Genomic DNA, 24635 nt, shown 5'->3' on the forward strand with positions numbered 1-24635 from the left:
CGGCATCCAGGTCGCTGTAGGAGCCTGCACCCAGTGCCTTGTCCACGCCGAACACGTCGAACAGGTTGAACACCTGGTCACGGACATTGCTCTTGTAGTGGCTCACGTTTCCTCCTCGATGAGAATGCCACTTGAGGTTGGGTACTCCGGTTAAGTTACCCACCAGTAACTGCGGCTAACTATACCGTCCGGTAACTTCAACGCAAAGCGCGCGCGAGCAATTTCCGCCGACTAACCAACCCGGTAGTTGATCGATCACCCGGAACCGCCGGTAGCACCCCTGCATCCTGCGCATATGGGCGAATGTGAGGCTCATCACCGACCGGCTGTCTACGGTGGTCCGATGCAGCGAATCGCAGTGTGGGGCACAGGCAATATGGGGTCGACGGCGATCCGGTCGGCGGTGGCGTTTCCGGGTTTGGAGCTGGCCGCGGTCATCACGTCGACGCAGGACAAGCAGGGTCGTGACGCCGCGACCTTTGCCAAGTTGGACGCCGCGACCGGGGTGGCGGCCACCACCGACGTCGACGCGGCGCTCGGGGTGTGCGATGCGGTGGCCTATATGGCCTCCGGGGATATCCGGCCGGAGGAGGCTGTCGCCGATATCGAGCGTTGCCTACGTGCTGGCAAACATGTGGTGACCCCGTCGCTGTACTCGTTGTACGACCCGGCCTCGGCGCCCAAGGAGTGGGTGGACCGTCTCACCGACGCCGCCGCGGAGGGCAACGCCGCGCTCCTCGTCAGTGGCGTCGACCCCGGCTGGGGGAACGATGCGCTCGCGGTGATCGCGGCCGGGCTCTGCACGCGGATCAGGACGATCCGCTGTCAGGAGATCTTCGACTACTCCACCTACGACCAGCCGCATTCGGTGCGGGTGCTGTGCGGATTCGGGGGCTCGATGGACGAGACGCCGATGATGCTGCTGCCGTCCATCCCCACGATGGTGTGGGGCGGCAATGTCCGCCTGATCGGCCGCGGCCTGGGCTTGGAGATCGACGAGATCACCGAGGAGGTGCAACGGCTGGCCCTCACCGAACCGGTCGACAACGTCATGGGCCGTTTCGAGGCGGGCACCCAGGGGGCGTTCCGGTTGCAGGTGATCGGGTGGTCGCACGGCGTGGAGCGGATCGTCATCGAACACATCACCCGCATCGATCCGTCCTGCGCGCCGGACTGGCCACAACCCGACGAGGGGGTCGGCGATCACCGGGTGATCATCGACGGCGATCCGCAGCTGAGCATCGTGGTGCGCGCCGACGTCCCCGGCGGCACCAGGGCCGACGGCGGTAACACCACGGCCGCCAACCGCCTGCTGGGTGCGCTCAACTGGCTGGGCACCCAGAAGCCCGGCATTTACGACGGTCTGCAGGTGCCGTTACGTTCGGCCCTGCCCGCCGAGGCCGAGTCCGTCCGCTGGGCCTGACTTCTCTGCCGAGCAGACGCCGCGGTACCCGGAAATGCTGGATTTCGGGTACCGCAGCGTCTGCTCGCGGGGTTAGTCCGGTGCCTCTGCCGGCTGCTCCTCCGACGGTGACTCGTCCGACTCGGTATCGGGCAGCTGGGCCACGAGATACTCGGCGAGCCCGCCGATGGTCGGATAGTCGAACACCGCCGTCGCATTGATGGTGAACTTGCCGCCGAACTGGCTGTGCAGCCGGTTGCGGAGCTCGATCGCCATCAGTGAATCCGTGCCCAGGTCCAGGAACCGACTCGTCGCCGCGGGCGGCTGGGCGAGCCGCAGGAAGTTCTGCACCTCGCGTTGCAGGAACTCGGTGACGAAGCCCGCGCGCTGCGGCACCGGGATCTCCAGCAGCTGCTTGAGCAACTCGCTGTCACCGGTCACCTCCCCGGCGGCGCTCGGCAGCACCAGATCGAGGATCGGCGGCCGAGAACTGCCGAGCACCTTCGCGGCGCGCTGCCAGTTGGCCTTGAGCACGGTCGCCTGCCCGGTCCCGTTGGCCACGACCTCGCCCAGCGCGGTCAGCGCTGCCGACGGCTCCAGCGGAATCAGGCCCTGGGCACTGATATTGGCGGTGGCGGCGTCCGAGGAGGCCATGCCGCCCTGGGCCCACGGTCCGAAGTTGACCCCGGTGGCGGGCAGGCCCTGCGACCGTCTCCGCGCGATCAGGCCGTCGAGCAGGGCATTGGCGGTCGCGTAGTTGGACTGGCCGGGTGAACCGAACAGGCTCGACACCGAGGAGGACACGATGAAGAAGTCCAGATCGTCGTCCTCGGTCAGCCGGTCCAGGTGGCCGGCGCCGAACGCCTTGGGAGCCAACGTCGTCCGGAACCGCTCCACACTCTGCTGGCCCAACAGCGCATCGTCGAGCACACCGGCCAGATGCGCGACCCCGGCCAGCGGCGGCAGCTCGGCGCGAATCCGCTCCAGCAGCGCGGCGACCTCGGACTCCTCGCCGACATCGGCCGAGAAGACGTGGACGCGGCACTTGTAGCGGTCGGCGATCTCCTCGATCACCCGTTGTGCGTCCGCGTCCGGAGCCCGCCGGCTGCTCAACACGATGTCGCCCGCCCCGAGCTGGGCCAGATACGACGCGGTGTGCAGACCGATCGCCCCGAGACCACCGGTGATCAGGTAGCTCCGATCGGGCCTCGGCTGCAGCGGGTTCGGAATCTGCACCACGATCTTGCCGATGTGGCGCGCCTGCTGCATCCGCCGGAACGCGGCCCTTGCCTCGGTCAGTGGGTAGATCTCGGCAGGCAGCGGCGCCCACTCACCCGTGGCCAAGCCGTCGGACACCTCGGTGAGCAGGTCACGAATGCGATCGGGTTCGGTGAACATCACCGTGTCCAACGCGACGATCTCGTAGGCGATATCGGGCCGGGCCTGCGCCATCTGCTCGGATGTCCAGATATCGCGCTTGGCGATCTCGGCGAAGCGGCCGCCCTGGGCGGTGGCCCGGATGGTCGCCTCGATGAACCCCTCGCCGGTCAGGCTGTTGAGCACGACGTCCACACCCGCACCGTCGGTGTCGGCCAGGATCTGGTCGGCGAAATCCGTTGTGCGCGAATCGTAGACGTATTCGACACCCAGCTTGCGTAGCGTCGCACGCTTGTAGGTGCTCGCGGTGGCGAACACCGTGGCGCCCTTCGCCTGGGCCATCTGGATCGCGGCCAATCCGACCCCACCGCTGGCGGCGTGGATGAGCACCTTGTCGCCGGGCTTGAGCTGCGCCCAGTCGAAGGACAGCCTGACCGTGAGTGCGGCGGCCGGGATGGTCGCGGCCTCCACCGCGCTCACCCCGTCCGGGATCGGCGCCAGGAACTGCGCGGGCACGTTGAACCGGCTGGCGAACGCCCCCTGCATGGAGCCGTAGACGCGTTGTCCCACTTCGAGTCCCGTGTCGACACCCTCGCCGAGCTGCGTGACGACGCCGGCGAAGTCGCCGCCGACCGGTCCCGGATCGCCCGGGTAGAGCCCGAGGACGTTGAGCACATCACGGAAGTTGAGGCCCGCGGCCTCGACCCGGACCTGCACGTAGCCCTCTTCGGGTGCGGGCACGTCCTTCTCGATCAGTCGCAGGTTGTCGATCGCACCCCGTTCGGTGGGCGCCAGGACGAAGTCCCCGCCCCGCGGCACCGTGAGATGGCCGCTGCGGGCCCACGGCAGCAACCGGGACGCGAGCAGCTTGCCTTGTCGCACCGCCAGTTCCGGCTCGTCCACCGGGTCGGCCAGCAGGCCGGCCAGCACCTGCACGGCCTCCGGTGAACCGTCACAGTCGATGAGTTTGGCGCGCAGCGCCGGTTCCTCGTTGATCGTGGTCCGCCCGAAGCCCCACAGCGCAGCCTGCACCGGGTCGACCGGCTCACCGGATTCGGTGGCGACGGCCCGCTCGGTCACGATCCACAGCCCGCCAGGCAGTTTCGCGCCGCCCTGCACGGTGTGCACCGCACTGAGGAGATTGGCGATCTCGGTCTCGAGCCGCTCGTGGTCCTGCGTGCCGCCGGGTGCGGCGGCGCGCCAGACCACACCGGAGAACGGCACGCCCCGCTCGGCGGACTGGGTCAGCACCTGACCCAACAGTTCCGGGTCGGTACTCCGGTCGAACGGAATGCAGCCCGGCACCTTGGCGGCCAGCTCGTCGAATCCGGCGATCAGCCAGGTCCCGCTCGCGGTCGCGTTCTCCTCGCCGGACACCGGCACCTCGTGCCAGCCCAGGGTGTAGAGCAGCCGGGTGGCGTCACCGCCGAGGCCGCGCAGCAGCGCCTCGCGGGGTGCGCGTTTCACCGTGAAGTCGCGAACCCCACCTAGGTGACGGCCATCCCGATCGAGGTAATCGAGGTCGAAGACCTGGGTTTCGCTGTCGAGGGCGCTCTCGTGCCACCTCGCCCGGCAGTAGAACCGCCGCGGCATCTTCTCCCGCAGTGTCACCTGCCCGTAGCGCAGCGGCAGGAACAGATCGTTCACCCCTTGTTCGGCCGCGAGCAGCGCCGGGAACGCGGGGAAGGCGACGCCGGTGCACAGGTCCATCAGGACGGGATGCATGGGCTCGGTTCCGAGCTGCTCGGCGAGTTCCTCGCCGACCAGGATGTCACCGATCGCCTCACCCTCGCCGAGCCACAACGACTTCAGGGATCCGGACCAGGTCGGCCCCCACGCCAGCTCGAGGTCGGCGAAGGTCTCGAACAACTCTTGCGGACGCATGCGCTGCAGGCGCTCGATCGCCTCGTCGACAGGTCCCGACTGCTCGTCGGTGTCGACGTCGTCGCCGACGCCGGTGACCACCGTGCCCTCGGCGTTCAGCGACCACTCGGCGCCGCGCTCGCCGTACGGGCGGCTGTGCACCTGGAAACTGAACTCGCCGTCGCCGCCCTGAGGATGCAATGTCAGCTGCACCTCACGCGAACTCTTCTCCGGCAGGATGATCGGCTCGTAGAAGAAGACGTCCTTGGCGTGTGCCGGAGTACCGACCGCGGCCAGTGCCATCGCCGCGTACGTGGCCCCGGGGACGACGACGGTGCCGTAGATGACGTGGTCGGAAAGCCACGGCTGTGATCTGACCGACAACCTGCTGGTGTAGATGGAGTCGCCGGACGCCAGATCCTTGGCACTGCCCAGGATCCCGGACGCAGTGGGGCCGTCGACCGTGATGGCCGAGGTCTTGGGCCAGAAGCGGCGGCGCTGGAACGGATAGGTGGGGAGTTCCAGCCGGTGCCCGGGCTTGCGGTGCAGCGCGGCGAAATCGGGCTGGTGCCCCCCGACGTAGGCCGCGGACAGTGCGTCGGCGATCTGACGCCGGTCACCGACGCCCTTGCGCATCGAGACGATGGCCCGTGGCGCGGCCAGGTGCTCCGGCCAGACCTGCACCGCGGCCCCGGTCAGCACCGGTTGCGGACCGATCTCCATCAACACCGAGCAGCCCAGCGCGGCCACGGTGCGCACGCTTTCGGCGAACTGCACCGGCTGGCGCGAATGCCGGCGCCAGTACTGGCCGTCGAGCGGGGTCTGGGCCGTCAGCACGGCCCCGGTGCGGTTGCAGACCAGCGGCAACGTCGGCGCGGCGTACTCCAACTGCGCTGCGTACGCCTCGAATTCGTCGAGTACCGGATCCAGCAGCTCGGAATGGAAGGCATGGCTGGTCTCCAGCCAGGTGCAGCGGATCCCCTCCTCGGTGAACTTCGCGACGACCTGCTCCAGATCCTCACCGGGACCCGACAGCACGGTGTTGGGTCCGTTGTAGGCCCCGACCGACACCCGCGGGAACTCACCGGCGACCGCCTCGACGTGTTTGGCGTCGTTGAACACCGCCACCATCCGGCCGCCCTCGGGCAGGCTGCCGAACATCCGGCCGCGCTCGGCCATCAGCCGCGCACCGTCCTCGAGGCTGAACACCCCGGCCACACACGCCGCGGCGTATTGGCCGACGCTGTGCCCGAGCACCACGTCGGGCTGGATGCCCCAGGACTGCCACAGCCGGGCCAGGCCCATCTCGACGGCGAACAGGGCCGGTTGTGCAAACGACGTGTGCCGCAACCGTTCCCCGGCCGCGCCACCGGTCTCGCGATCGGTGGCGAAAACCACCTCCAGCAACGGGACCGGCAGCATGTCCTTGACCGCGTCGGCGCACCGGGTCACGGTCTCGGCGAAAACCGGCTCCGCGTCGAACAACTCACGTGCCATCCCGGCATACTGGCTGCCCTGCCCCGTGAAGAACCACGCCGTCGTCGGGTGGTGGGTGTGCTCACCGCGTGCCACGCCGGGCCGGGTGCGGTTGTCGGCGAGATCGGCCAGGCCGTCGCGGGCCGCCTGGACCGAATCCACCACCAGCGCGGCGCGGTGTTCGAAGTGGGAGCGGCCGGTGCCCGCGGTGAGGCACACATCGGCCAGGTCGGCGTCGGGATGGGCACCCAACCAGGTGTCGTAACGCTGCGCCAGCGCCACCAGGGCCTCCGGTGACCGCGCCGACAGCGTCAGCACATGGGCCTGTTCGCCCTTGGCCTGCGTCGCATCCTCGGGCGCGGCGTCGTCGGCCACGTCGCCGGCGGGCGCGGCCGCCGGGGCCTCCTCGATCAGCACGTGCGCGTTGGTTCCGGTGAACCCGAAGGAACTCACCCCGGCGCGCCGCGGCCTGCCGTTGGCCTGCCACGGAACCGCCTTGTCCACGACCCGCACCGGCAGCGAATCCCACGGGATGTGCGGCGACGGGTTGTCGAAGTGCAGGCTCTGCGGCAGCAGGTCGTTCTGCAGTGACAGCACGACCTTGATCAGACCCGCTGCGCCGGAAGCCGATTCGGTGTGCCCGATGTTGGACTTCACCGACCCCATCAGCAGCGGCCGGTCCGCATCGCGGGCACCGCCGAAGGCGGCCGCGGCGGCCTGCACCTCGATCGGATCCCCCAGCGGGGTGCCGGTCCCGTGCGCCTCGAGGTAGTCGACGTCCCCGCCGGCCAGACCGGCGCGGGCCAGCACGGTTCCGATCAGCCGTTGCTGGGCACCGCCATTGGGTACCGTCAGGCCGCTGGAGGCGCCGTCCTGGTTGACGGCGCTGCCGGGGATCACGGCCATGACGCGGTCCCCGTCGCGCTCGGCGTCGCTTAACCTCTTCAGCACGAGAATTCCGCAGCCTTCACTGCGCACATAGCCGTCGGCGGAGGCGTCGAAGGTCTTGCACCGCCCGACCGGGGACAGCATCCTGGCGCGGGAAGCGGCGACCACCGTCACCGGTGAAAGCAGCACGTTCACACCGCCGGCCAGGGCCATATCGCAGTCGCCGGAGTGCAGTGCCTGGCAGGCCTGGTGGACCGCCACCAATGCCGAGCTGCACGCGGTGTCCACCGCGACGGCCGGACCCTCCAAGCCGAGCGCGAAGGCCACCCGGCCCGATATCGCGTTGAGCGCATTGCCGGTGATGAAGTAGGGCTCGATCTTGTCGATCGACTCCGAGGACAGCAGATGCGCGTACTCGTTGGCGGCGACGCCCGCGAAGATTCCGGTTCGGCTGCCGCGCAACGAGGCCGGGGAGTACCCGGCCCGCTCCAGCCCCTCCCAGACCGTTTCGAGCATCAGCCGCTGCTGGGGCTCGATCCAGACGGCCTCGCGCGGCGAGATCCCGAAGAACTCCGGATCGAATCCGTCGATGCCGTCGAGGAATCCACCGAAGCGGGTGTACGTCTTGCCCGCGGTCTCGGGATCCGGATCGTAGAACTCGTCGATGTCGAAGCGGTCCTCCGGGACCTCCCGGATCGTATCGACACCGCCGGCGAGCACGTCCCAGAACGCCTCGGGGTCGGGGGCGCCGGGGAAACGGCACGACACCGCGACGATCGCGATCGGCTCGTCGGTGCGTGTCGTCACCACCGATTCCGGGCGGGGACCCGACGGCTGCTCGCTGAGCCCGAGCACATCGCCCAGCAGATAGTCGGCCACATCGGAAATCCGCGGGTAATCCATCACCAGGGTGACGGGAATCTCGGCGCCGACCCCCTGTTCCATGCGGCGGCGCAACTCGACGGCCATCAGCGAGTCCATGCCGAGGTCGAAAAAGCCGGCGTCCTCACGGATCTCGGCGGCATCCACCCTGGTCACCTCGGCGACCGATTCGCGCAGATAATCGGTCAGAAGCCGCTTGCGCTGCTGCACGGGAGCCGCCGCGAGCCGCTCGACCAGCTGAGGCTTCCCGGCCGGTGTCACGGCCGCATCCGTCGGCTGGGTGGGCAGTTCGCGCTCCAGCTCGGCCAGGAATCCCCGCCGCCCGGCCTGCTGGTAGAGCGGCAGGAAGCGGGCCCAGTCGATCCTGGTCACACTTCCCTGGGCGCCGCCGCGTGCCGTGGCGGCCGCCACCACGTCGGCCATGCCCGCCAGCGCGTCGGCGGGTGACAACGTCCGGATGCCCCGGCGGTCCAGCCGGGCACGGGATTCCGCATCGGCCATCCCGGCCGACCACGGACCGAAGTTGACGCTGGTCCCGGCGATGCCCTGCTCGCGCAGGCGCCAGGCCAGTCCGTCCAGGAATGCGTTCGCCGCACCGTAGGCGGTTTGGCCGTATCCGCCCCATACCGAGGCGATTGACGAGGTGCTGATGAAGAAGTCGAGCCGCAGATCGATCGCCGCCTGGCTCAGATGCCAAGCACCCCAGACCTTCCCGGCGAAGACCCGATCCACCTCGGCGTCGTCGAGGTCGCCGAGGGCGGTGGTGCCGATCTCACCCGCGGCGTGGACGATCCCGGCCAGCGGCGGCAGTTCGGCCTGCACGGTGGTCAGCAGCCGGGTGACGTCATGTGCGTCGGCGACATCGGTGGCGATGACCCGGAATTCACAGCCATGCTGATCGCGCAGCGCATCGATGCGCTGCTGGGCGGCATCGTCGGGTGCGCGCCTGCTGGTCAGCACCAGGTGCTGAGCGCCGTGCGCGGCCAGGTAGCCGGCGACCTCCAGCCCGATGGACCCCAGCCCACCGGTCACCAGATATGTTGCGTCGGTGCGTAGCTCAAGCGGCTTGCCGCTGGGCTCATCGGCCCGCCGGACCAGCCGGGGGACGTAGACCTCCTGCTCACGCAGCGCGATCTGGTCCTCCCGCACGGCCGCGTCGTGCGATGCCGTGACCCGGTCGACGAGCCGGGCCCACTCATCAGCCCCGCTACCGGCTCCGGCTCCGGCGGAAAGGTCGGCCAACCCGCCCCACATGTGCGGAAGCTCCAGTGCGGCGGCCCGGCCGAATCCCCACAGGCAGCTCTGATCCGGTGCGACCGAGTCGGTGTCGGTGACGCGCTGTGCGCCGCGGGTCACCATCCAGATCGGGCTGCGTAGTTCCGCCGCGATCGCGGCTCGGAACAGCCGCCGGGTGCCGCCGAGGATCCGGTGCTGCATCCGCAACAGCGACTGCATCGACGGCTCGGTTTCGGGGCCGGCGGCGTCGACCGCCGCGACGTGCAGGATGCGCAGCGTCGAATCATCCAGCGCGGCAGCGCGGAACGCATCGACGAGCTTCTCCTCGTCGGTGTCGGAGCCGGGCAGTCCGATGATCCGGTAGCGGTGACCGCGCGAGGTCAGCGCGTCGACCAGCGGGCGGATGGCGTCGCCGTCCTCGCCGAACAGGATCCAGGAGGTATCGGCCGCGGCGTCGGCGCCGCCCAGCGGAGTGGGGGACTTCTCCCAGCGGAACTCGTAGCGGTCGTCCGCGATGGACTGGGTCGTGCGCTGTTGGTTGTGTTGTGCCGCAAGCTTGGTCAGCACATCGCGGGTCTGTTGATCGTCGCCGGCACCGTCGAGCAGGGCCGCGAGTTCTTCGATCCGGCCGTCCTCGAGCAGGCGGACGGCCTGGGTCCGCGCGGCGACCGGCCGTTGCCGGTCGGCCCGATCCGCGCCGTTGCCGTTGCCCTCCCGGCTGTCGGAGAACCAGTACTGGCGGCGCTCGAACGGATAGGTGGGCAGGTCGAGCTTGCGGGCCTGCGGCGATCCAAGCGCGGAGAACTCGGGTAGGTGGCCCAGCACGTAGGCATCGGCGACGGCCTCGATGATCTGGCGGTGGTCGGCGGTGTTGCGGCGCAGCGACGCGATCACCCGCGGTGCGGTGGCCTGGTCCGGCCAGGCGCTCAGGGCCGTGGCGGTGAGCACCGGCCGCGGTCCGATCTCGACCAGCAGCTTGCAGTTCAGCTCGGCGAGGGTGCGCACGCTCTTGGCGAACTCCACCGGTTGGCGTGCGTGCCTGCGCCAGTAGGCGCCGTCGATCTTGACGCTGCGGCCGAGGGCGGCGCCGGTGCGGTTGTCGATCAGCATCCGCTGGGGCGCCCGGAACGTGAACCGGTCCGCATACGCCTCGAACTCGTCGAGGATCGGGTCCAGCAGCGCCGAGTGGAAGGCGTGGCTGGTCTCCAGCCAGTCGCAGCGGACCCCGTCGGCGGTGAGCCCGGCCACCGCCTGCTCCAGGTCCTGCGCGGGCCCGGACAGCACGGTGTTGGCGCCGTTGTAGGCGGCGACCGAAAGGGTCGGGTATTCGTCGGTGAGGCTCTCGACCCGCTGCGCGGCGGTGAACACTGCGACCATCCGGCCACCGGCGGGCAGGCTGCCGAACAGCCGGCCGCGTTCGGCCATCAGCCGCGCGCCGTCCTCGAGACCGAGCACGCCAGCGACGCAGGCCGCCGAGTACTGGCCGACGCTGTGGCCGAGCACCACGTCCGGCTCGAAGCCCCAGGACTGCCAGAGCTGGGCCAGACCCATCTCCACGGCGAACAGGGCGGGCTGCGCGTAAGAGGTCTGCCGCAGCGTCTCGTCGGCATCCGGGGCGTCCAGCTCGAAGATGACGTCGAGCAGCGGCTTCTCCAGCGTGTCGGCCACCGCGGCCGCGCACCGCTGCACCGCCTCGGCGAACACCGGTTCGGTGTCGAACAGCTCACGGGCCATGCCGGGGTACTGGCTGCCCTGGCCGGTGAACAGCCACGCCGTCTTCGGGGTGTCGTGGGATTCCCCGCGCACCAACCCGGGGGCGGGGCGGTCGTCGGCGAGCGCGCCGAGCAGGTCGATCGCGGATTCTCGGGAATTGACCACCAACGCGGCCCGATGCTCGAGGTGGGCCCGTCCGGCCCCGGCCGTGAAGCACACATCCGCCACGGTGGCCTCGGGATGCGCGTTCAGCCAGCTGCGGTACCCGTCGGCGAGCCGCACCAGGGCCGCGGGGGTCCGGGCCGAGAGCGGCAGCACACCGAACCGCCGGTCGTCGGGGTCGGCGGCGGGTGCCGCCGGCGCCTGCTGCGGGGCCTCTTCGAGGATGACGTGCGCGTTGGTGCCGGCGAAGCCGAACGAGCTGATGCCCGCGATGCGTGGGCGCTCATTGCGTTCCCATGCGGTGGACTCCTTGACGACCTGCACGGCGAGCCGGTCCCAGGGAATGTGCGGCGACGGGTTCTCGAAGTGCAGGTGTCGCGGCAGCAGCTCGTTCTCCAACGACAGGACGACCTTGAGGACACCCGCGATGCCCGCGGCCGCCTCCAGGTGCCCGATGTTGGTCTTCACCGAACCCATCAGCAGCGGCCGGTCGGTTTCCCGTCCGGCGCCGTACACCGCGCCCGCGGCCTGCGCCTCGATCGGGTCGCCCAGCGACGTCCCGGTGCCGTGTGCCTCCAGATAGCCGACGTCGCTGGGTTCGAGGCGGGCCCGCTTCAGCGCGTCGGTGATGACGCGTTGCTGGGCGACGCCGTTGGGCACCGTCAGGCCGCCAGATGCGCCGTCCTGGTTGATCGCACTGCCGCGGATCACGGCCCGGATCCGGTCACCGTCGCGGACCGCGTCCTCGAGGCGTTTGATGACGATGACGCCGCAGCCCTCGCCGCGCACGTAGCCGTCGGCGGCCGCGTCGAAGGTCTTGCACCGGCCGTCCGGCGCGAGCATGTGCGCGCTGGAGAACGTGATCATGGTCGCCGGGGTCAGCAAAACATTGGCGCCGCCGGCCAGCGCGAGATCGCACTCGCCTAAGCGAAGTGCTTGGCACGCCTGATGGATGGCCACCAGCGACGAGCTGCACGCGGTGTCGACGGCGACCGACGGGCCCTGCAGACCGAGCCGGTAGCTGATCCGCCCCGCCGCGGCGGCATTCGAGGTCCCGATGGCCATATAGGCCTCGATTTCGGGATAGGTCAGCTCGTCGGAGGCCATGCCCAGGTAGTCGTGGGTGGCCAGACCGACGAACACACCGGTGTTGGTGTCGGCCAGCGCCGCCGGTGAGGTGCCGGAATGTTCCACCGCGCGCCACGCCGTCTCCAGCAGCAGCCGGTGCTGCGGGTCCATCAGCCTGACCTCGCGGGTCGACATGCCGAAGAACGGCGCGTCGAACCCGGTCACATCGTCGACGAAGCCGGCCCGACGGGTCACGACCTTGCCTGGTGCACCGGGTTCCGGGTCGAAGAAGTCGTCGGCGTCCCAGCGGTCGCCGGGTACCTCAGATATCGCGTCGCGGCCCTCGCGCAACACCTCCCAGAACTCATCCGCATCAGGGGCCCCTGGAAAACGTCCCGCGTAGCCGACGATGGCGAAACGGGGCGGCTGCTCATCTGGATGGTCGACGGATCCCATGGCGTTGTCCTCCTAAGCATCGGCGGCCGCAATATGACTCCGCGCGCCCCCGCAGCGCCTGAAGATCGACTCCGACGCACACTATTGCACGCTTAGCCCAGCTGTGCGGGGTTCGCTGGCCTGGCAGGAACCTGTGCCGGACAGTTGCGGTAGAACCGAGGGTATGTTGATGCCGCGACGAGTTGTGCCGGCCCCCCTGCCGGCCGAGCGGGAAGGGCCAAGTTTTGCGCATCGGTAAGATAACGGTTGGCGCACTTGATGAATGGTCATTGAGTCCGGGCTCGGTGACCTCTTGGCAACCGACCCCAGCGGCTCGGGAAAAGGCCAGGCAGGCGCCGGTGAGTGCGGTTCCGGTTAGCTATATGCAGAGCCAGCATCTTCGTAACTACAGCGAACGTAAAGCGGCGGGATTGAACTTCTCCCGACAGATAATCGCCAGCTGCGAGGTAGCCGGCCACTGCGATATCGCGGCCATGGATCACGCCGTGAATACCTATCTGCGGCGGCACGACACCTTCCGCAGTTGGTTCGAAGAATCCGGTGACGGACAGTTCGTCCGGCATGCCATCGACGACCCGGCCGACATCGAATTCCAACCCGTCGATCAGGGCACCATGACGGTCGACGAAATCCGGTCGCACGTCACCGACATTCCGAACCCGCTGGAGTGGGGTTGCTTCACGTTCGGCATCGTGCAGAACGAAAGTCACTTCACATTCTTCGCCGCCATGGATCACGTCCACGGGGATGCCACGCTGATCGGCACCACAATGATGGAAGCCAACGGAATGTATTCGGCGATGAGCGGCAGTGGTGAGGCTCTCACGCTGCCCGACGCCGGTAGTTTCGACGACTTCTGTGTCCGCGAGCGGGAATACACGTCGGCGTTGACGCTGGATTCGCCTGGCGTGCGCGCGTGGCTGGACTTCGCCGAGAACAACGGCGACGGCTTTCCGGAATTTCCACTGCCGCTTGGCGACCCGAACGAGGCGACCAGCAGCGCCTGGTCCTCGGAGGTGCTGATGAGTCCGGCGCAGACGGAACGCTTCGACGCGGCCTGCTCGGCGGCCGGTGCGCGCTTCGTCGGCGGTCTGTTCGCATGTCTGGGCCTGGTGGAACACGAATTCACCGGTGCTCTCACCTATTACGGTCTCACGCCGAGGGATTCCCGCACCGCGGGCGACAATTTCATGACGCAGGGCTGGTTCACCGGTCTGATCCCGATCACCGTTCCGGTGGCGGCGACGTCTTTCAGCGATGCCGCGTGGGCCGCGCAGAGTTCTTTCGATTCCGGCCTGGATATGGCGAGAGTGCCGTATTATCGCGTTCTCGAGTTGGCTCCGTGGCTGAACTGGCCGCGGCCGAACTTTCCGGTGTCGAACTTTCTGCACGGCGGTGCGGCACCGCTCAACGCGATCCTCGCGGCCGGCGACATGGGGCTGGCGAACAATATCGGAATGTATCCCGACGATCGGTTCTCGTATCAATTGACGATCTACATTTTCCGGTACGGCGAGGGCACGGTCATGGCGATCATGCATCCCGACAATGGCGTTGCCAGGAAATCGGTCGCCCGCTACCTCGGGGCGATGAAATCGGTGTCGGGAAGGGTTGCTGACAGCGGGCACTGGGGCCGCGTCGCCTAGCGACGAGCAAACTGCTGCGGACGCGAGAAGCAGGGACGGTAATGGCCAAGGATTTTCCGCTGAACCCCGATTCGGGGCGAAGGTGAGGGCGACATGCGACGGCTAGCCGGTCTCGTGGTGCGGTGGCCCTGGGCGGTCATCGGGGTCTGGGCCGCGTTGTTGGTGGTCTTACCGCTGTCGTTCCCCTCGCTCGGCGAAATGGCGGAAAAACATCCGCTCGCCATCCTGCCCGCCGATGCGCCGTCGAGTGTCACCGCCCAGAAGATGACCGAGGCGTTTCACGAATCGGCCAACGACGACCTGCTGCTGGTCGCCCTGATCAACGAGAACGGGCTCGGATTCGCCGACGAGGCGACCTACCGCAAGCTGGTGGACGCGCTGAAGGACGACCAGCGGGATGTCGTCAGCGTGCAGGACTTCGTCGGCACCCCACAGCTGCGCGACTTCCTGACCAGTAAGGACAAGACCACCTGGGTGCTGCCGGTGGGCCTCACCGGCGAGTTGGGCACACCGCGCGCGATCGAATCGTTCAACCGGGTCTCCGACATCGTCGAACGCAGTACCGCCGGTAGCCCGATGGCCGTGCACCTCACCGGTCCCGCGGCCACCGCCGCCGACCTCACCGTCGCCGGTCAGCAGGACCGGCTGCCGATCGAGATCGCGATCGCCGTCCTGGTCCTGGCCGTGCTGTTGCTGGTCTACCGCAGCGCGGTCACCATGCTGCTGCCGCTGGTGACGATCGGATCGTCGCTGCTGATCGCCCAGGCACTGGTGGCGGGTTTCTCCCAGCTCACCGGTGCGGGGGTGTCGAACCAGTCGGTGGTGTTCCTGAGCGCGATCATGGCCGGCGCCGGCACCGATTACGCGGTCTTCCTGATCAGCCGCTATCACGACTATCTGAGATCGGGCGCGGACTCCGACCAGGCCGTCGAGAAGGCGATGTTCTCGATCGGCAAGGTCATCACCGCATCCGCCGCGACGGTGGGGCTGACCTTCCTGCTGCTGAGCTTCACGAAAATGGGTGTGTTCCGAACGGTCGGAACCTCCGCGGCGATCGGGATCGGCGTCGCGTTCCTGGCCGGGCTGACCCTGCTGCCCGCGATATTGACGCTGGCCGGGCCGCGCGGCTGGGTCAAACCCCGGCGCGAACTGACCGCCAAGTTCTGGCGGCGTTCGGGGATCCGGATCGTGCGCAGGCCGGTGCCCCATCTCGTCGCCAGCCTGCTGATCCTGGCGCTGCTGGCGGGCAGTGCGATCTTCGCGCAGTACAACTACGACGACCGCAAGGTCGTCGCGTCGTCGGCACCGAGTTCGATCGGGTACGCCGCACTGGAACGCCATTTCCCGATCAGCCAGTCCATTCCGGAATACATCCTCATCCAGTCCCCGCACGATCTGCGCACCCCGCGCGGCCTGGCTGACCTGGAACAGCTGGCGTCGCGGGTGGCGCAGCTGCCCGACGTCGGGCTGGTCAGCGGTATCACCCGGCCGCTGGGGGAGGTGCCGCCGGAGTTCCGGGCCACGTTCCAGGCCGGCATCGTCGGCGACCGGCTGGCCGACGGCTCGGCCCAGATCAACCAGCGTTCCGCCGACCTCACCCGGCTGGCCAACGGGGCCAACACACTGGCGGGCAGCCTCGCCGACGTGCGCACCCAGATCAACCGGATCGCGCCGAGTCTGCAGAGCGTGGTCGAGACGTTCTCCTCGGTGCGAACGGAATACGGTGGCGACAAGCTGGTGCGCGACGTCGACACCGCCGCCAAGCTGGTCGACAGCATCAACGCGCTGTCCAACGCGATGGGCGTCAACTTCTCCGCCGTCAAGAACATGTTCGCCTGGATCGGCCCGGTCCTGGCGGCGCTGAACGGCAATGCGGTCTGCGATGCCAACCCGTCCTGCCGGGACTCCCGGGTCCAGATGCAGCGGCTGATGGACGCCAACAACGACGGCAGCCTCGACCAGATCAACGATCTGGCACACCAGCTGAACGGTGCCGGTGACGACACGCAGACCCTCGGGGCGACGGTCACCAAGTTGAACAACGCCCTCGCCAGCGTCAACAAGGCCGTCAACGCCATGGGGCTGAACAAACCCGGGGGTCCGCAATCGGGCTTGAAGGAGCTGCAGCAGGGCGCCAACCGGCTGGCCGGCGGCAGCCGGGAAGTGGCAGGCGGCGTCGACGAACTCGTCAAACAGGTCGGGGTGATCTCGGCCGGATTGAACCAGGCCTCGTCTTTTCTGCTGTCGATGCGCAACGAGGCCAAGGACCCGGCGCAGGCGGGGTTCAACATTCCGCCCGAGGTGCTCGGTCTCGACGAGTTCCACAAGGCCTCGGCGGCCTACGTCTCGCCGGACGGCCGTTCGGTGCGGTATCTGGTTCAGACCAAACTCAACCCGTTCAGCCCCGAGGCGATGGATCAGGTCAACCAGATCCAGGACATCGCCAAGGGGGCGCAGCCGAACACCACGCTGGCCGAATCCACGATATCGATGGGTGGGTTCCCCGCCGCACTGCGCGACACCCGCGACTACTACCAGCAGGACATCCGGTTCATCATCATCACGACACTGATCGTGGTTCTGCTGATCCTGATGTTGCTGCTGCGTTCGCTGATCGCACCCCTCTACCTCGTCGGGTCGGTGGTGGTCTCGTATTTCGCGGCGCTGGGCATCGGCGTCCTGGTGTTCCAATCGCTGCTCGGCCAGCATTTGCACTGGAGTGTGCCGCCGTTGGCGTTCGTGGTGCTGATCGCGGTGGGTGCCGACTACAACATGCTGATGGTGTCGCGGCTGCGCGACGAGTCTCCGCACAGCACGCGTTTCGGCGTCATTCGTATGCTGGGTTCGACGGGCGGGGTGATCACCGCGGCGGGTCTGATCTTCGCGGCCTCGATGGCCGGTCTGCTGTTCTCCAGCATCGGCATCGTGATCCAGGGCGGATTCGTGATCGGCGTGGGCATTCTGCTGGACACCTTCGTGGTACGCACCATCACCGTGCCCGCCATCGCGACGCTGATCGGCAGGGCGAACTGGTGGCCGTCACGAGGGGCCACGGGGCGGTTCGGGTCGTTGCGTCCGCCAGGATCGGGCGAACGTGCTGAGCAGCCGGGTTAGCGGGGACCCGTGATGTATGTGAAACTACGAACTGAAGCAATGCGGGCAGGGGTAGAGATGAAGAAGCTACTCGCAGGACTCACTGTGCTGGTAACTGCCGGTGTCACAGGATGTTTCGGCATCGGGTCGGCGGGCGCAGACGATACGCAGGCCCTCGGCTCCTCGACCGGTGGGACACCGCGGCCTGCGCCGTCGGATCCCGGGACCGCATATGCCCTCGGCGGCGCCCACGTGCTCGGCATTCCCTACGACGAGTACATCCGGATGACCGGCGAGCACTGGTTCCCCGGCATGAAGCGGGTGAAGGTCGACTACCCGGCGGGGCAGGTCCAGGGCCACACCCTGGAACGGATCTTCCCCGGTATCGGCGCGATCGGCGAACAGATCAAACCCGGCCTCGGGCTCGACGGCCCGAGCATCGGCGAGTCGGTCGACGAGGGTGAGGGAAACCTCGACGCCGCCGTCCGCCAGGGGCACGGCGTCGCGATGGGGTTGTCCGAGGGTGCGCTCGTGCTCAACGCCGTGAAGGCCCGGCTGGCCAACGATCCGACCGCCCCGCCGCCGGATCAGCTGAGCTTCGCGACGTTCGGCGACCCGATCGCCAAGCACCCCTTCGGGGAGAGCTTTTTGACCCAGAACTTCCCCGTGGGCAGCGTCGTGCCGTTCATGGACTACCGCATACCGCCTCCGGTGGAGAGCCAGTACCACACCGACCAGTTCATCTCCGCCTACGACAGCATCGCCGACTGGCCGGACCGCCCGGACAACCTGTTCTCGGTCGCCAACGCCATCGCGGGGCTGGCCACCGGTCACACCGCGATCGCGTTCACCAACCCGAGCAACGTTCCGCCGCAGAACATCAGGACCACGGTCAACTCCAGGGGTGCGACGACGACGTCGTACCTGGTGCCCGAGGAACACCTGCCCCTGGTGTTGCCGTTCAAGTACCTCGGATACGACCAGGGCACGCTCAACCAACTGGACGCCATACTCAAGCCCCGGGTGGATGCCGGGTACTCGCGAAACGACGATCCGGCGACCGCCCCGATCACGGTGGATCCGGTGAACGGCTTCGACCCGGTGGAGGTCACCGCACCGGCCAACGAGGCGACGTTCGGCGGTGGCACCGACCCCATGTCGGAACTCGTCAACGGTGCGCTGTCGGTATTGTCCGGCGGACACTGACCGCGAGCCAACGGATTTCGACGAGCTAATACGGACGTGATGTGACTCCGATGATGACCTCAGCCCAATCGCCCATTCTGTCGATGCTGCACGGGCGTGCCAGTATGCGCCCGGACGAGGTGGCCTTCGCGTTCACCGACTACACCCAGAACCCGGCCGGTGTCACCGAGACACTGACGTGGTCGCAGCTGTCCCGCCGGACCATGAGCGTGGCCCGCGAGATCCGGCTGCACGGCTGCACCGGCGACCGGGCGGTGATCCTGGCCCCGCAGGGGTTGGAGTACATCCTGGCTTTCCTGGGCTCGATGCAGGCCGGGCTCATCGCGGTTCCGCTTCCGCTGCCTCACCGGGGCTCGAACCACGACCGGGTGAGTGCGGTCTTCGTCGATACGACGCCGTCGGTGGTCCTCACGACATCCGCCGTCGCGCAGGAGGTCGGCGATTACGTCGACCAGTCGCGGATGGACACCGCGCCGAAGATCGTTCGGATCGACTCGTTGGATCTGGACGCCCAGGACGGATCGGGCCAGGCTCTCAACCTGGACACCGTCGAATTCCCCGATACGGCATATCTGCAGTACAGCTCGGGTTCCACCCGGCTGCCCACCGGGGTGATGATCTCGCACCGCAACCTGCAGGTGAACTTCGAGCAGCTGATGCGCTGCTTCTTCACCGATCCGCAAGCCACGTCGATGACGGGCGCCACGATCGTGTCGTGGTTGCCCTTCTATCACGACATGGGGCTGGTGCTGGGCGTCTGCGCCCCCATCCTCGGCGGCTTTCGGGCGGCGCTGACGAATCCGGTGGCGTTCCTGGAGCAGCCGTCCCGCTGGATCCGGGCGCTGGCCGAGAATCCCCGTACCTTTTCGGCGGCGCCCAACTTCGCCTTCGACCTCGCCGTCCGCAAGACCAAGGACGCCGACCTGGCCGGGCTCGACCTGGGCGGGGTGGTGGGCATCATCAACGGCGCCGAGCGCGTCGATCCGGCCACCCTGGAGCGATTCGCCGACCGGTTCGCCCACTTCAACTTCGCCGACCACATGCTGCGTCCGTCCTACGGGATGGCGGAGGCCACCGTGTTCGTGGCCACCGGCGCCTGGTCGGAATCGGCCGAGACCGTGCATTTCGACGTCGACGAGTTGGCGGCGGGCCGGGCCCGGCGGGTCGCCAGCGGCGGCACCGCGCTCGTGCAGTACACGTTGCCGCAGTCGCCGGTGGTGCGGATCGTCGATACCGACACCGAACGGGAATGCCCGCCCGATGTGGTCGGCGAGATCTGGGTGCACGGCGAGAACGTCGCGGCCGGCTACTGGAGCAGACCCGCGCACGAACAGCAGTGCTTCGGAGCCACCCTCGTCGACCCGACGCCGGGCACGGTGCCCGGACCGTGGCTCAAGACCGGGGACCTTGGCTTCGTCTCCGACGGTGAGCTGTTCATCGTCGGCCGGATCAAGGACCTGCTGATCATTCGCGGGCGCAACCACTATCCCGAGGACATCGAGGCGACCGTCCAGCAGATCACCGGTGGCCGGGTCGCGGCGATCTCGGTTCCGGTGAACAGCACCGAGAAGCTCGTCACCGTCGTCGAGGTCAAGAAGCGCGGGGGCAGCTCCACCACGGAGACCGTGCACTGGCTCAGCGGGGTGAAGAGCGAGGTCACCTCCGCGATATCCAATGCGCACGGGCTGCATGTCGGGGACCTGGTTCTGGTGCCTCCCGGTTCGATACCGACGACGACGAGCGGCAAGATCCGTCGCGCCGCCTGCGCGGAGCAGTACCGGCAGGACGAATTCGCCCGGTTGGACGCGTAGCTTTTTCCGGCCAGCAGACGCGCCGGTACCCGGAACGGCGGTGTACCGGGTACCCGGGTGTCTGCTCGCGGTGAACGGTGACCGTTAAAGACCGGCGAGCCCGGCGATGAGCAGCACACCGCCCACCGTGGCCACCACCGCGGCGACCTTGAGGTGGCGCTGCGTCTGCAGCCACCCGTGCAGCGCCGACAGGGCGGTGCGGGTTCGCTCCGGGGCCACCAGATAGGACAGCAGCGGGATCTCCACGAGCGCGAACGCCACCACATTGAACAGCAGCAGGGCCCCGACCTGGTGGGTCGCCGCGGCGCCGGAGGCGACGATGAGGGTCAGCGCCGCGACATAGTCGACGGAGGGCAGGGCGATGCCGAGGCCCACGGCGCCTGCCGTCCACAGCGACTGGCCGCCGAGTAGCCTGCGGGCCCGGGTCGCGAGTGGCCCGGGTTGCGCGGGTGCGTTCCCCAGCATGCTCGCCGGCCGTCCGGTGGCGAAGACGGCAGCGGCCAGCAACGCCAGCACGCCCACGGCTATCTGCATCCTGGGCAGGGTGAAATGAGCCGACCCGAGGGCCGGCCGCAGCAGGAACAGCACGACCAGGCCCACCGTGGTACCCATCGCGAAACCACCTGCCAGGAAGGCGAGCAGCTGCAGCAACGGCCGGGGCCGGTTGAGCATCAGCACCGTCATACCGATGCGGAACGGCTCCAGGCTGACCGCGGCGGCCATCACCAGGAGCGGAATCCACATGCCGAGTCAGGCTACCGGCCCGCATCGTCGGGGTCGTGAGCAGTTGCGGTCACCATGATCGTGACCCAGCCGTCTCGCAGGGTGACGTGACAAGATGGAGTTGATGAGCGCAACAGATCTGAGCCCGACATCGCTGCGTGAAGCGTTCGGCCATTTCCCGACCGGCGTCGTCGCGATCGCCGCGGAGGTGGACGGCATCCGGGTCGGCCTGGCGGCCAGTACGTTCGTTCCGGTGTCGCTCGACCCGCCGCTGGTGTCGTTCTGCGTGCAGAATTCGTCGACCACGTGGCCCAAACTCAAGGACCTGCCCTATCTGGGGATCAGCGTCCTCGGCGAATCCCATGATGCGGCGGCGCGGTCGCTGGCCGCCAAGACCGGCGACCGGTTCGCCGGCATGGAGACCGAGTCACGCGAGACGGGTGCGGTGTTCATCCACGGCACCACCGTGTGGCTGGAGAGCGCGATCGTGCAACTGGTGCCCGCGGGCGACCACACCATCGTCGTGCTGCGGGTCAGCGAGATCACCGTGCATGACGATGTGGCGCCGATTGTGTTCCACCGCAGCACATTCCGCAAGCTCGGCGGCTAGCGGGAGCGCGGTCAGGGTCGCTGTGCGAGCTCTTCGCGGTATCCCGCGATACGCTGCTCGATCTCACTGGCGTCGCCCGGGCGTCCCTCCTTGCGGGCCAGTTCGGCCCGGACCGAAAGTTCCCGGATCGCGGTGCGAATGTCGTTGACGCTGTGGGTGTGTCCCATAATCATTCGGCTGCCTTTCGTCGCTGATTGGCTGCTTGAACCGAGCCTACGCGTTGATTCCGCGGTGAGGGCGGCCTCCACTCGCACTTTCCCGCCCTCACCGCAGAATCACCGGCGGAAGAGCTTGTTGCCCAGCCACACGATCGGGTCGTATTTGCGGTCGGCCACGCGTTCCTTCATCGGGATCAGCGCATTGTCGGTGATCTTGATGTGCTCGGGGCACACCTCGGTGCAGCACTTGGTGATGTTGCAATAGCCCAGCCCGAAGTCGTCCTGGGCCATGTCCTTGCGGTCCACGGTGTCCAGCGGGTGCATATCCAGTTCGGCGATACGCATGTGGAACCGCGGCCCCGCGAAGTTCTCCTTGTTCTCCTCGTGGTCACGCACCACGTGGCAGACGTTCTGGCACAGGAAGCACTCGATGCACTTGCGGAACTCCTGGCTGCGGTTGACGTCCTCCTGCTGCATCCGGTACTCGCCCGGCTGCAGATCCTTGGGTGGGGTGAACGACGGAATCTCGCGGGCCTTCTGGTAATTGAACGACACATCGGTGACCAGGTCGCGCATCACCGGGAAGGTGCGCAGTGGCGTCACCGTCACGGTTTCGGCCGGGTCGAACGTCGACATGCGGGTCATGCACATCAGCCGCGGGCGGCCGTTGATCTCCGCCGAGCAGGATCCGCACTTGCCCGCCTTGCAGTTCCACCGCACCGCCAGATCACCGGCCTGGGTGGCCTGCAGGCGGTGGATGATGTCGAGTACCACCTCGCCCTCGTTGACCTCGACCGTGTAATCCTGCAGGTCGCCGCCGGTGTCGTCGCCGCGCCAGACCCGCAGGTTCGCGTTGTAGGCAGCCATCTCAGCCCTTCCGTTCCGGGTGCTCGGCCAGTTGATCGTCGGTGTAGTACTTCTCGAGCTCGGACAGCTCGAACGTGGCCAGCAGATCGGCCCGCATCGTCGGTTGCTGTTCGGATTCGACGGCGATGTCGGGGACCACCTGGCCGCCCGCGCCGTCGGCCACCTTGCATACCAGCAGTTTGTTACGCCAGTTGGCGTCCATCTGCGGGAAGTCGTCGCGGGTGTGCCCGCCCCGGCTCTCGGTGCGTTGCAGCGCCGCCTTGGCCACACATTCGCTGACCAGCAGCATGTTGCGCAGATCGATGGCCAGATGCCAGCCCGGGTTGAACAGGCGAGATCCCTCCGCCACGACGTTGGCGTAGCGCGCCTTGAGTTCGCCGATCTTGACCAGGACCTGCTCGAGCTCCGCCTCCTTGCGGATGATGCCGGCCAGATCGTTCATCGACTGCTGCAGTTCGGCGTGCAGCGTGTAGGGGTTCTCCGCGTTCGGCTTGGGCTCGAACGGGGCCAGCGCCAGCGTGGTCGCCTCCTGCAGTGCCGCGTCGGACACCTTCGGCCGGTCCGGCAGCGCGCGCACATAGTCGGCCGCGCCGAGCCCGGCCCGGCGGCCGAACACCAGCAGATCCGACAGCGAGTTGCCGCCCAGCCGGTTGGAACCGTGCATCCCGCCCGAGCACTCACCCGCGGCGAACAGCCCGGGGGTGAGCGCGCCGCCACTGTCCGGGTCGACCTCGATGCCGCCCATCACGTAGTGGCAGGTCGGGCCGACCTCCATCTCGTCCTTGGTGATGTCGACCTCGGCCAGCTCGATGAACTGGTGGTACATCGAAGGCAGCCGCCGCTTGATCTCCTCGGCGGGCATGCGCGAGGCGATGTCGAGGTAGACGCCGCCGTGCGGGGTGCCGCGGCCGTTCTTCACCTCTTCGTTGATCGCGCGCGCGACCTCGTCGCGGGGCAGCAGATCAGGTGTGCGGCGGGCGGAGTCGTTGTCCTTGAGCCACTGGTCGGCCTCTTCTTCGGTCTCGGCGTACTGGCCCTTGAACACCTCGGGGATGTAGTCGAACATGAACCGCTTGCCGTCGGAGTTCTTGAGCACCCCGCCGTCACCGCGGACCCCCTCGGTGACCAGGATGCCCTTGACCGACAGCGGCCAGACCATGCCGGTCGGGTGGAACTGGATGAACTCCATGTTGATCAGGCCGGACCCGGCGCGCAGGGCCAGGGCGTGGCCGTCGCCGGTGTATTCCCAGGAGTTCGACGAGACCTTGAACGATTTGCCGATGCCGCCGGTGGCCAGCACGATCGCGGGCGCCTCGAACAGCACGAAATTGCCGGTCTCGCGGTAATACCCGAAGGCTCCGGCGATCCGCCCGCCATCCTTGATCAGGTCGGTGACCGAGGTTTCGTGGAAGACCTTGATCCGGGCCTCGTAGTCGCCGAGTTCGCGCTTGTCCTCCTGCTGCAGTGAGACGATCTTCTGCTGCAGGGTGCGGATGATCTCAAGGCCGGTGCGGTCGCCCACGTGGGCGAGCCGCGGATAGGTGTGCCCGCCGAAGTTGCGCTGGCTGATCTTGCCGTCCTTGGTGCGGTCGAAGAGCGCACCGTAGGTCTCCAGCTCCCACACCCGGTCGGGGGCCTCCTGCGCGTGCAGCTCGGCCATCCGCCAGTTGTTGAGGAACTTGCCGCCGCGCATGGTGTCACCGAAGTGCACCTGCCAGGAGTCCTTGGTGTTGACGTTGCGCATGGCGGCCGCGCAGCCGCCCTCGGCCATCACCGTGTGGGCCTTGCCGAACAGGGATTTGGTCACCACCGCGACGCGCAGGCCGCGTTCGCGGGCCTCGATCACCGCGCGCAGTCCGGCACCGCCGGCGCCGATGACGATGACGTCGTAGGAGTGCCGTTCCAGGGCGGCCGAACCGCCTCCGTGAAGACCATTCTGGTCAGTCATTTACTCTTTCGCTCCGCTTCGGATCGTGTCGGTCGACAATTGGGCTCGGT

12 protein-coding genes are annotated in these 24635 nt (G+C 67.9%); 6 read left to right on the plus strand and 6 right to left on the minus strand.

Annotated elements, in window-relative coordinates; translation table 11 throughout:
• Positions 1 to 106, minus strand: a 106-nt coding sequence (locus tag ACWDTP_RS15580) for an acyl-CoA dehydrogenase N-terminal domain-containing protein (RefSeq protein WP_450021240.1), incomplete at its 3' end; no start/stop codon positions are given.
• Between the two features lie 237 nt (positions 107 to 343).
• Between ACWDTP_RS15580 and ACWDTP_RS15585 the strand changes: the two genes are divergently transcribed.
• Complete coding sequence (locus tag ACWDTP_RS15585; protein WP_450021190.1) at positions 344 to 1423, plus strand: NAD(P)H-dependent amine dehydrogenase family protein; 1080 nt, start codon at positions 344 to 346, stop codon at positions 1421 to 1423.
• A 72-nt stretch (positions 1424 to 1495) separates the two neighbouring features.
• Here the strand turns inward: ACWDTP_RS15585 and ACWDTP_RS15590 are convergent, their stop codons facing one another.
• Positions 1496 to 12523 carry a type I polyketide synthase gene (locus ACWDTP_RS15590; RefSeq protein ID WP_450021192.1) on the minus strand — a complete coding sequence of 3676 codons (11028 nt, stop codon included), beginning with the start codon at positions 12521 to 12523 and terminating at the stop codon, positions 1496 to 1498.
• Between the two features lie 224 nt (positions 12524 to 12747).
• Here ACWDTP_RS15590 and ACWDTP_RS15595 point away from each other — a divergent pair, with 224 nt between their 5' ends.
• The 4 genes from ACWDTP_RS15595 (at position 12748) to ACWDTP_RS15610 (ending at position 20279) form a co-directional block, all read left to right on the plus strand.
• The gene (locus tag ACWDTP_RS15595; protein WP_450021194.1) at positions 12748 to 14169 is read left to right on the plus strand and encodes a condensation domain-containing protein; all 1422 of its coding nucleotides are present in this window, start codon (positions 12748 to 12750) and stop codon (positions 14167 to 14169) included.
• Between the two features lie 93 nt (positions 14170 to 14262).
• Positions 14263 to 17283 (plus strand): MMPL/RND family transporter, encoded by a 3021-nt coding sequence (locus tag ACWDTP_RS15600; RefSeq protein ID WP_450021196.1) that lies wholly within the window; start codon positions 14263 to 14265, stop codon positions 17281 to 17283.
• A gap of 57 nt (positions 17284 to 17340) precedes the next feature.
• The gene (pe, locus tag ACWDTP_RS15605; RefSeq protein WP_450021198.1) at positions 17341 to 18468 is read left to right on the plus strand and encodes an acyltransferase PE; all 1128 of its coding nucleotides are present in this window, start codon (positions 17341 to 17343) and stop codon (positions 18466 to 18468) included.
• A gap of 50 nt (positions 18469 to 18518) precedes the next feature.
• On the plus strand, positions 18519 to 20279 hold the full coding sequence (locus tag ACWDTP_RS15610) for an AMP-binding protein (protein ID WP_450021200.1): 1761 nt from the start codon (positions 18519 to 18521) through the stop codon (positions 20277 to 20279).
• 84 nt (positions 20280 to 20363) lie between these two features.
• Here ACWDTP_RS15610 and ACWDTP_RS15615 read toward each other — a convergent pair whose 3' ends face one another.
• The gene (locus ACWDTP_RS15615) at positions 20364 to 21023 is read right to left on the minus strand and encodes a GAP family protein (protein WP_450021202.1); all 660 of its coding nucleotides are present in this window, start codon (positions 21021 to 21023) and stop codon (positions 20364 to 20366) included.
• Between the two features lie 103 nt (positions 21024 to 21126).
• Between ACWDTP_RS15615 and ACWDTP_RS15620 the strand changes: the two genes are divergently transcribed.
• A complete protein-coding gene (locus ACWDTP_RS15620) occupies positions 21127 to 21612 on the plus strand; it encodes a flavin reductase family protein (protein ID WP_450021204.1) in 486 nt (161 codons plus the stop codon).
• Between the two features lie 11 nt (positions 21613 to 21623).
• On the opposite strand, the gene ACWDTP_RS15625 is transcribed toward ACWDTP_RS15620, so the two are convergent.
• From ACWDTP_RS15625 to ACWDTP_RS15635, 3 genes are all read right to left on the minus strand, one after another.
• Positions 21624 to 21785 carry a hypothetical protein gene (locus tag ACWDTP_RS15625; protein WP_450021206.1) on the minus strand — a complete coding sequence of 54 codons (162 nt, stop codon included), beginning with the start codon at positions 21783 to 21785 and terminating at the stop codon, positions 21624 to 21626.
• 102 nt (positions 21786 to 21887) lie between these two features.
• Entirely contained in the window at positions 21888 to 22637 is a 750-nt protein-coding gene (locus ACWDTP_RS15630; protein WP_450021208.1) for a succinate dehydrogenase/fumarate reductase iron-sulfur subunit, read from the minus strand.
• 1 nt (position 22638) lies between these two features.
• The gene (locus ACWDTP_RS15635; protein WP_450021210.1) at positions 22639 to 24585 is read right to left on the minus strand and encodes a fumarate reductase/succinate dehydrogenase flavoprotein subunit; all 1947 of its coding nucleotides are present in this window, start codon (positions 24583 to 24585) and stop codon (positions 22639 to 22641) included.
• Positions 24586 to 24635 lie beyond the last annotated feature (50 nt).

The organism is Mycobacterium sp. NPDC003449, from assembly GCF_053588415.1.

Excerpts from the sequence above, each read along its gene's own strand:
- ACWDTP_RS15630 (WP_450021208.1), bottom strand. The coding sequence starts at position 22,637 with ATGGCTGCCTACAACGCGAACCTGCGGGTCTGGCGCGGCGACGACACC.
- ACWDTP_RS15610 (WP_450021200.1), top strand. The coding sequence starts at position 18,519 with ATGATGACCTCAGCCCAATCGCCCATTCTGTCGATGCTGCACGGGCGT.
- ACWDTP_RS15590 (WP_450021192.1), bottom strand. The coding sequence starts at position 12,523 with ATGGGATCCGTCGACCATCCAGATGAGCAGCCGCCCCGTTTCGCCATC.
- ACWDTP_RS15620 (WP_450021204.1), top strand. The coding sequence starts at position 21,127 with ATGAGCGCAACAGATCTGAGCCCGACATCGCTGCGTGAAGCGTTCGGC.
- pe (WP_450021198.1), top strand. The coding sequence starts at position 17,341 with ATGAAGAAGCTACTCGCAGGACTCACTGTGCTGGTAACTGCCGGTGTC.
- ACWDTP_RS15585 (WP_450021190.1), top strand. The coding sequence starts at position 344 with ATGCAGCGAATCGCAGTGTGGGGCACAGGCAATATGGGGTCGACGGCG.
- ACWDTP_RS15635 (WP_450021210.1), bottom strand. The coding sequence starts at position 24,585 with ATGACTGACCAGAATGGTCTTCACGGAGGCGGTTCGGCCGCCCTGGAA.
- ACWDTP_RS15615 (WP_450021202.1), bottom strand. The coding sequence starts at position 21,023 with ATGTGGATTCCGCTCCTGGTGATGGCCGCCGCGGTCAGCCTGGAGCCG.
- ACWDTP_RS15625 (WP_450021206.1), bottom strand. The coding sequence starts at position 21,785 with ATGATTATGGGACACACCCACAGCGTCAACGACATTCGCACCGCGATC.
- ACWDTP_RS15600 (WP_450021196.1), top strand. The coding sequence starts at position 14,263 with ATGCGACGGCTAGCCGGTCTCGTGGTGCGGTGGCCCTGGGCGGTCATC.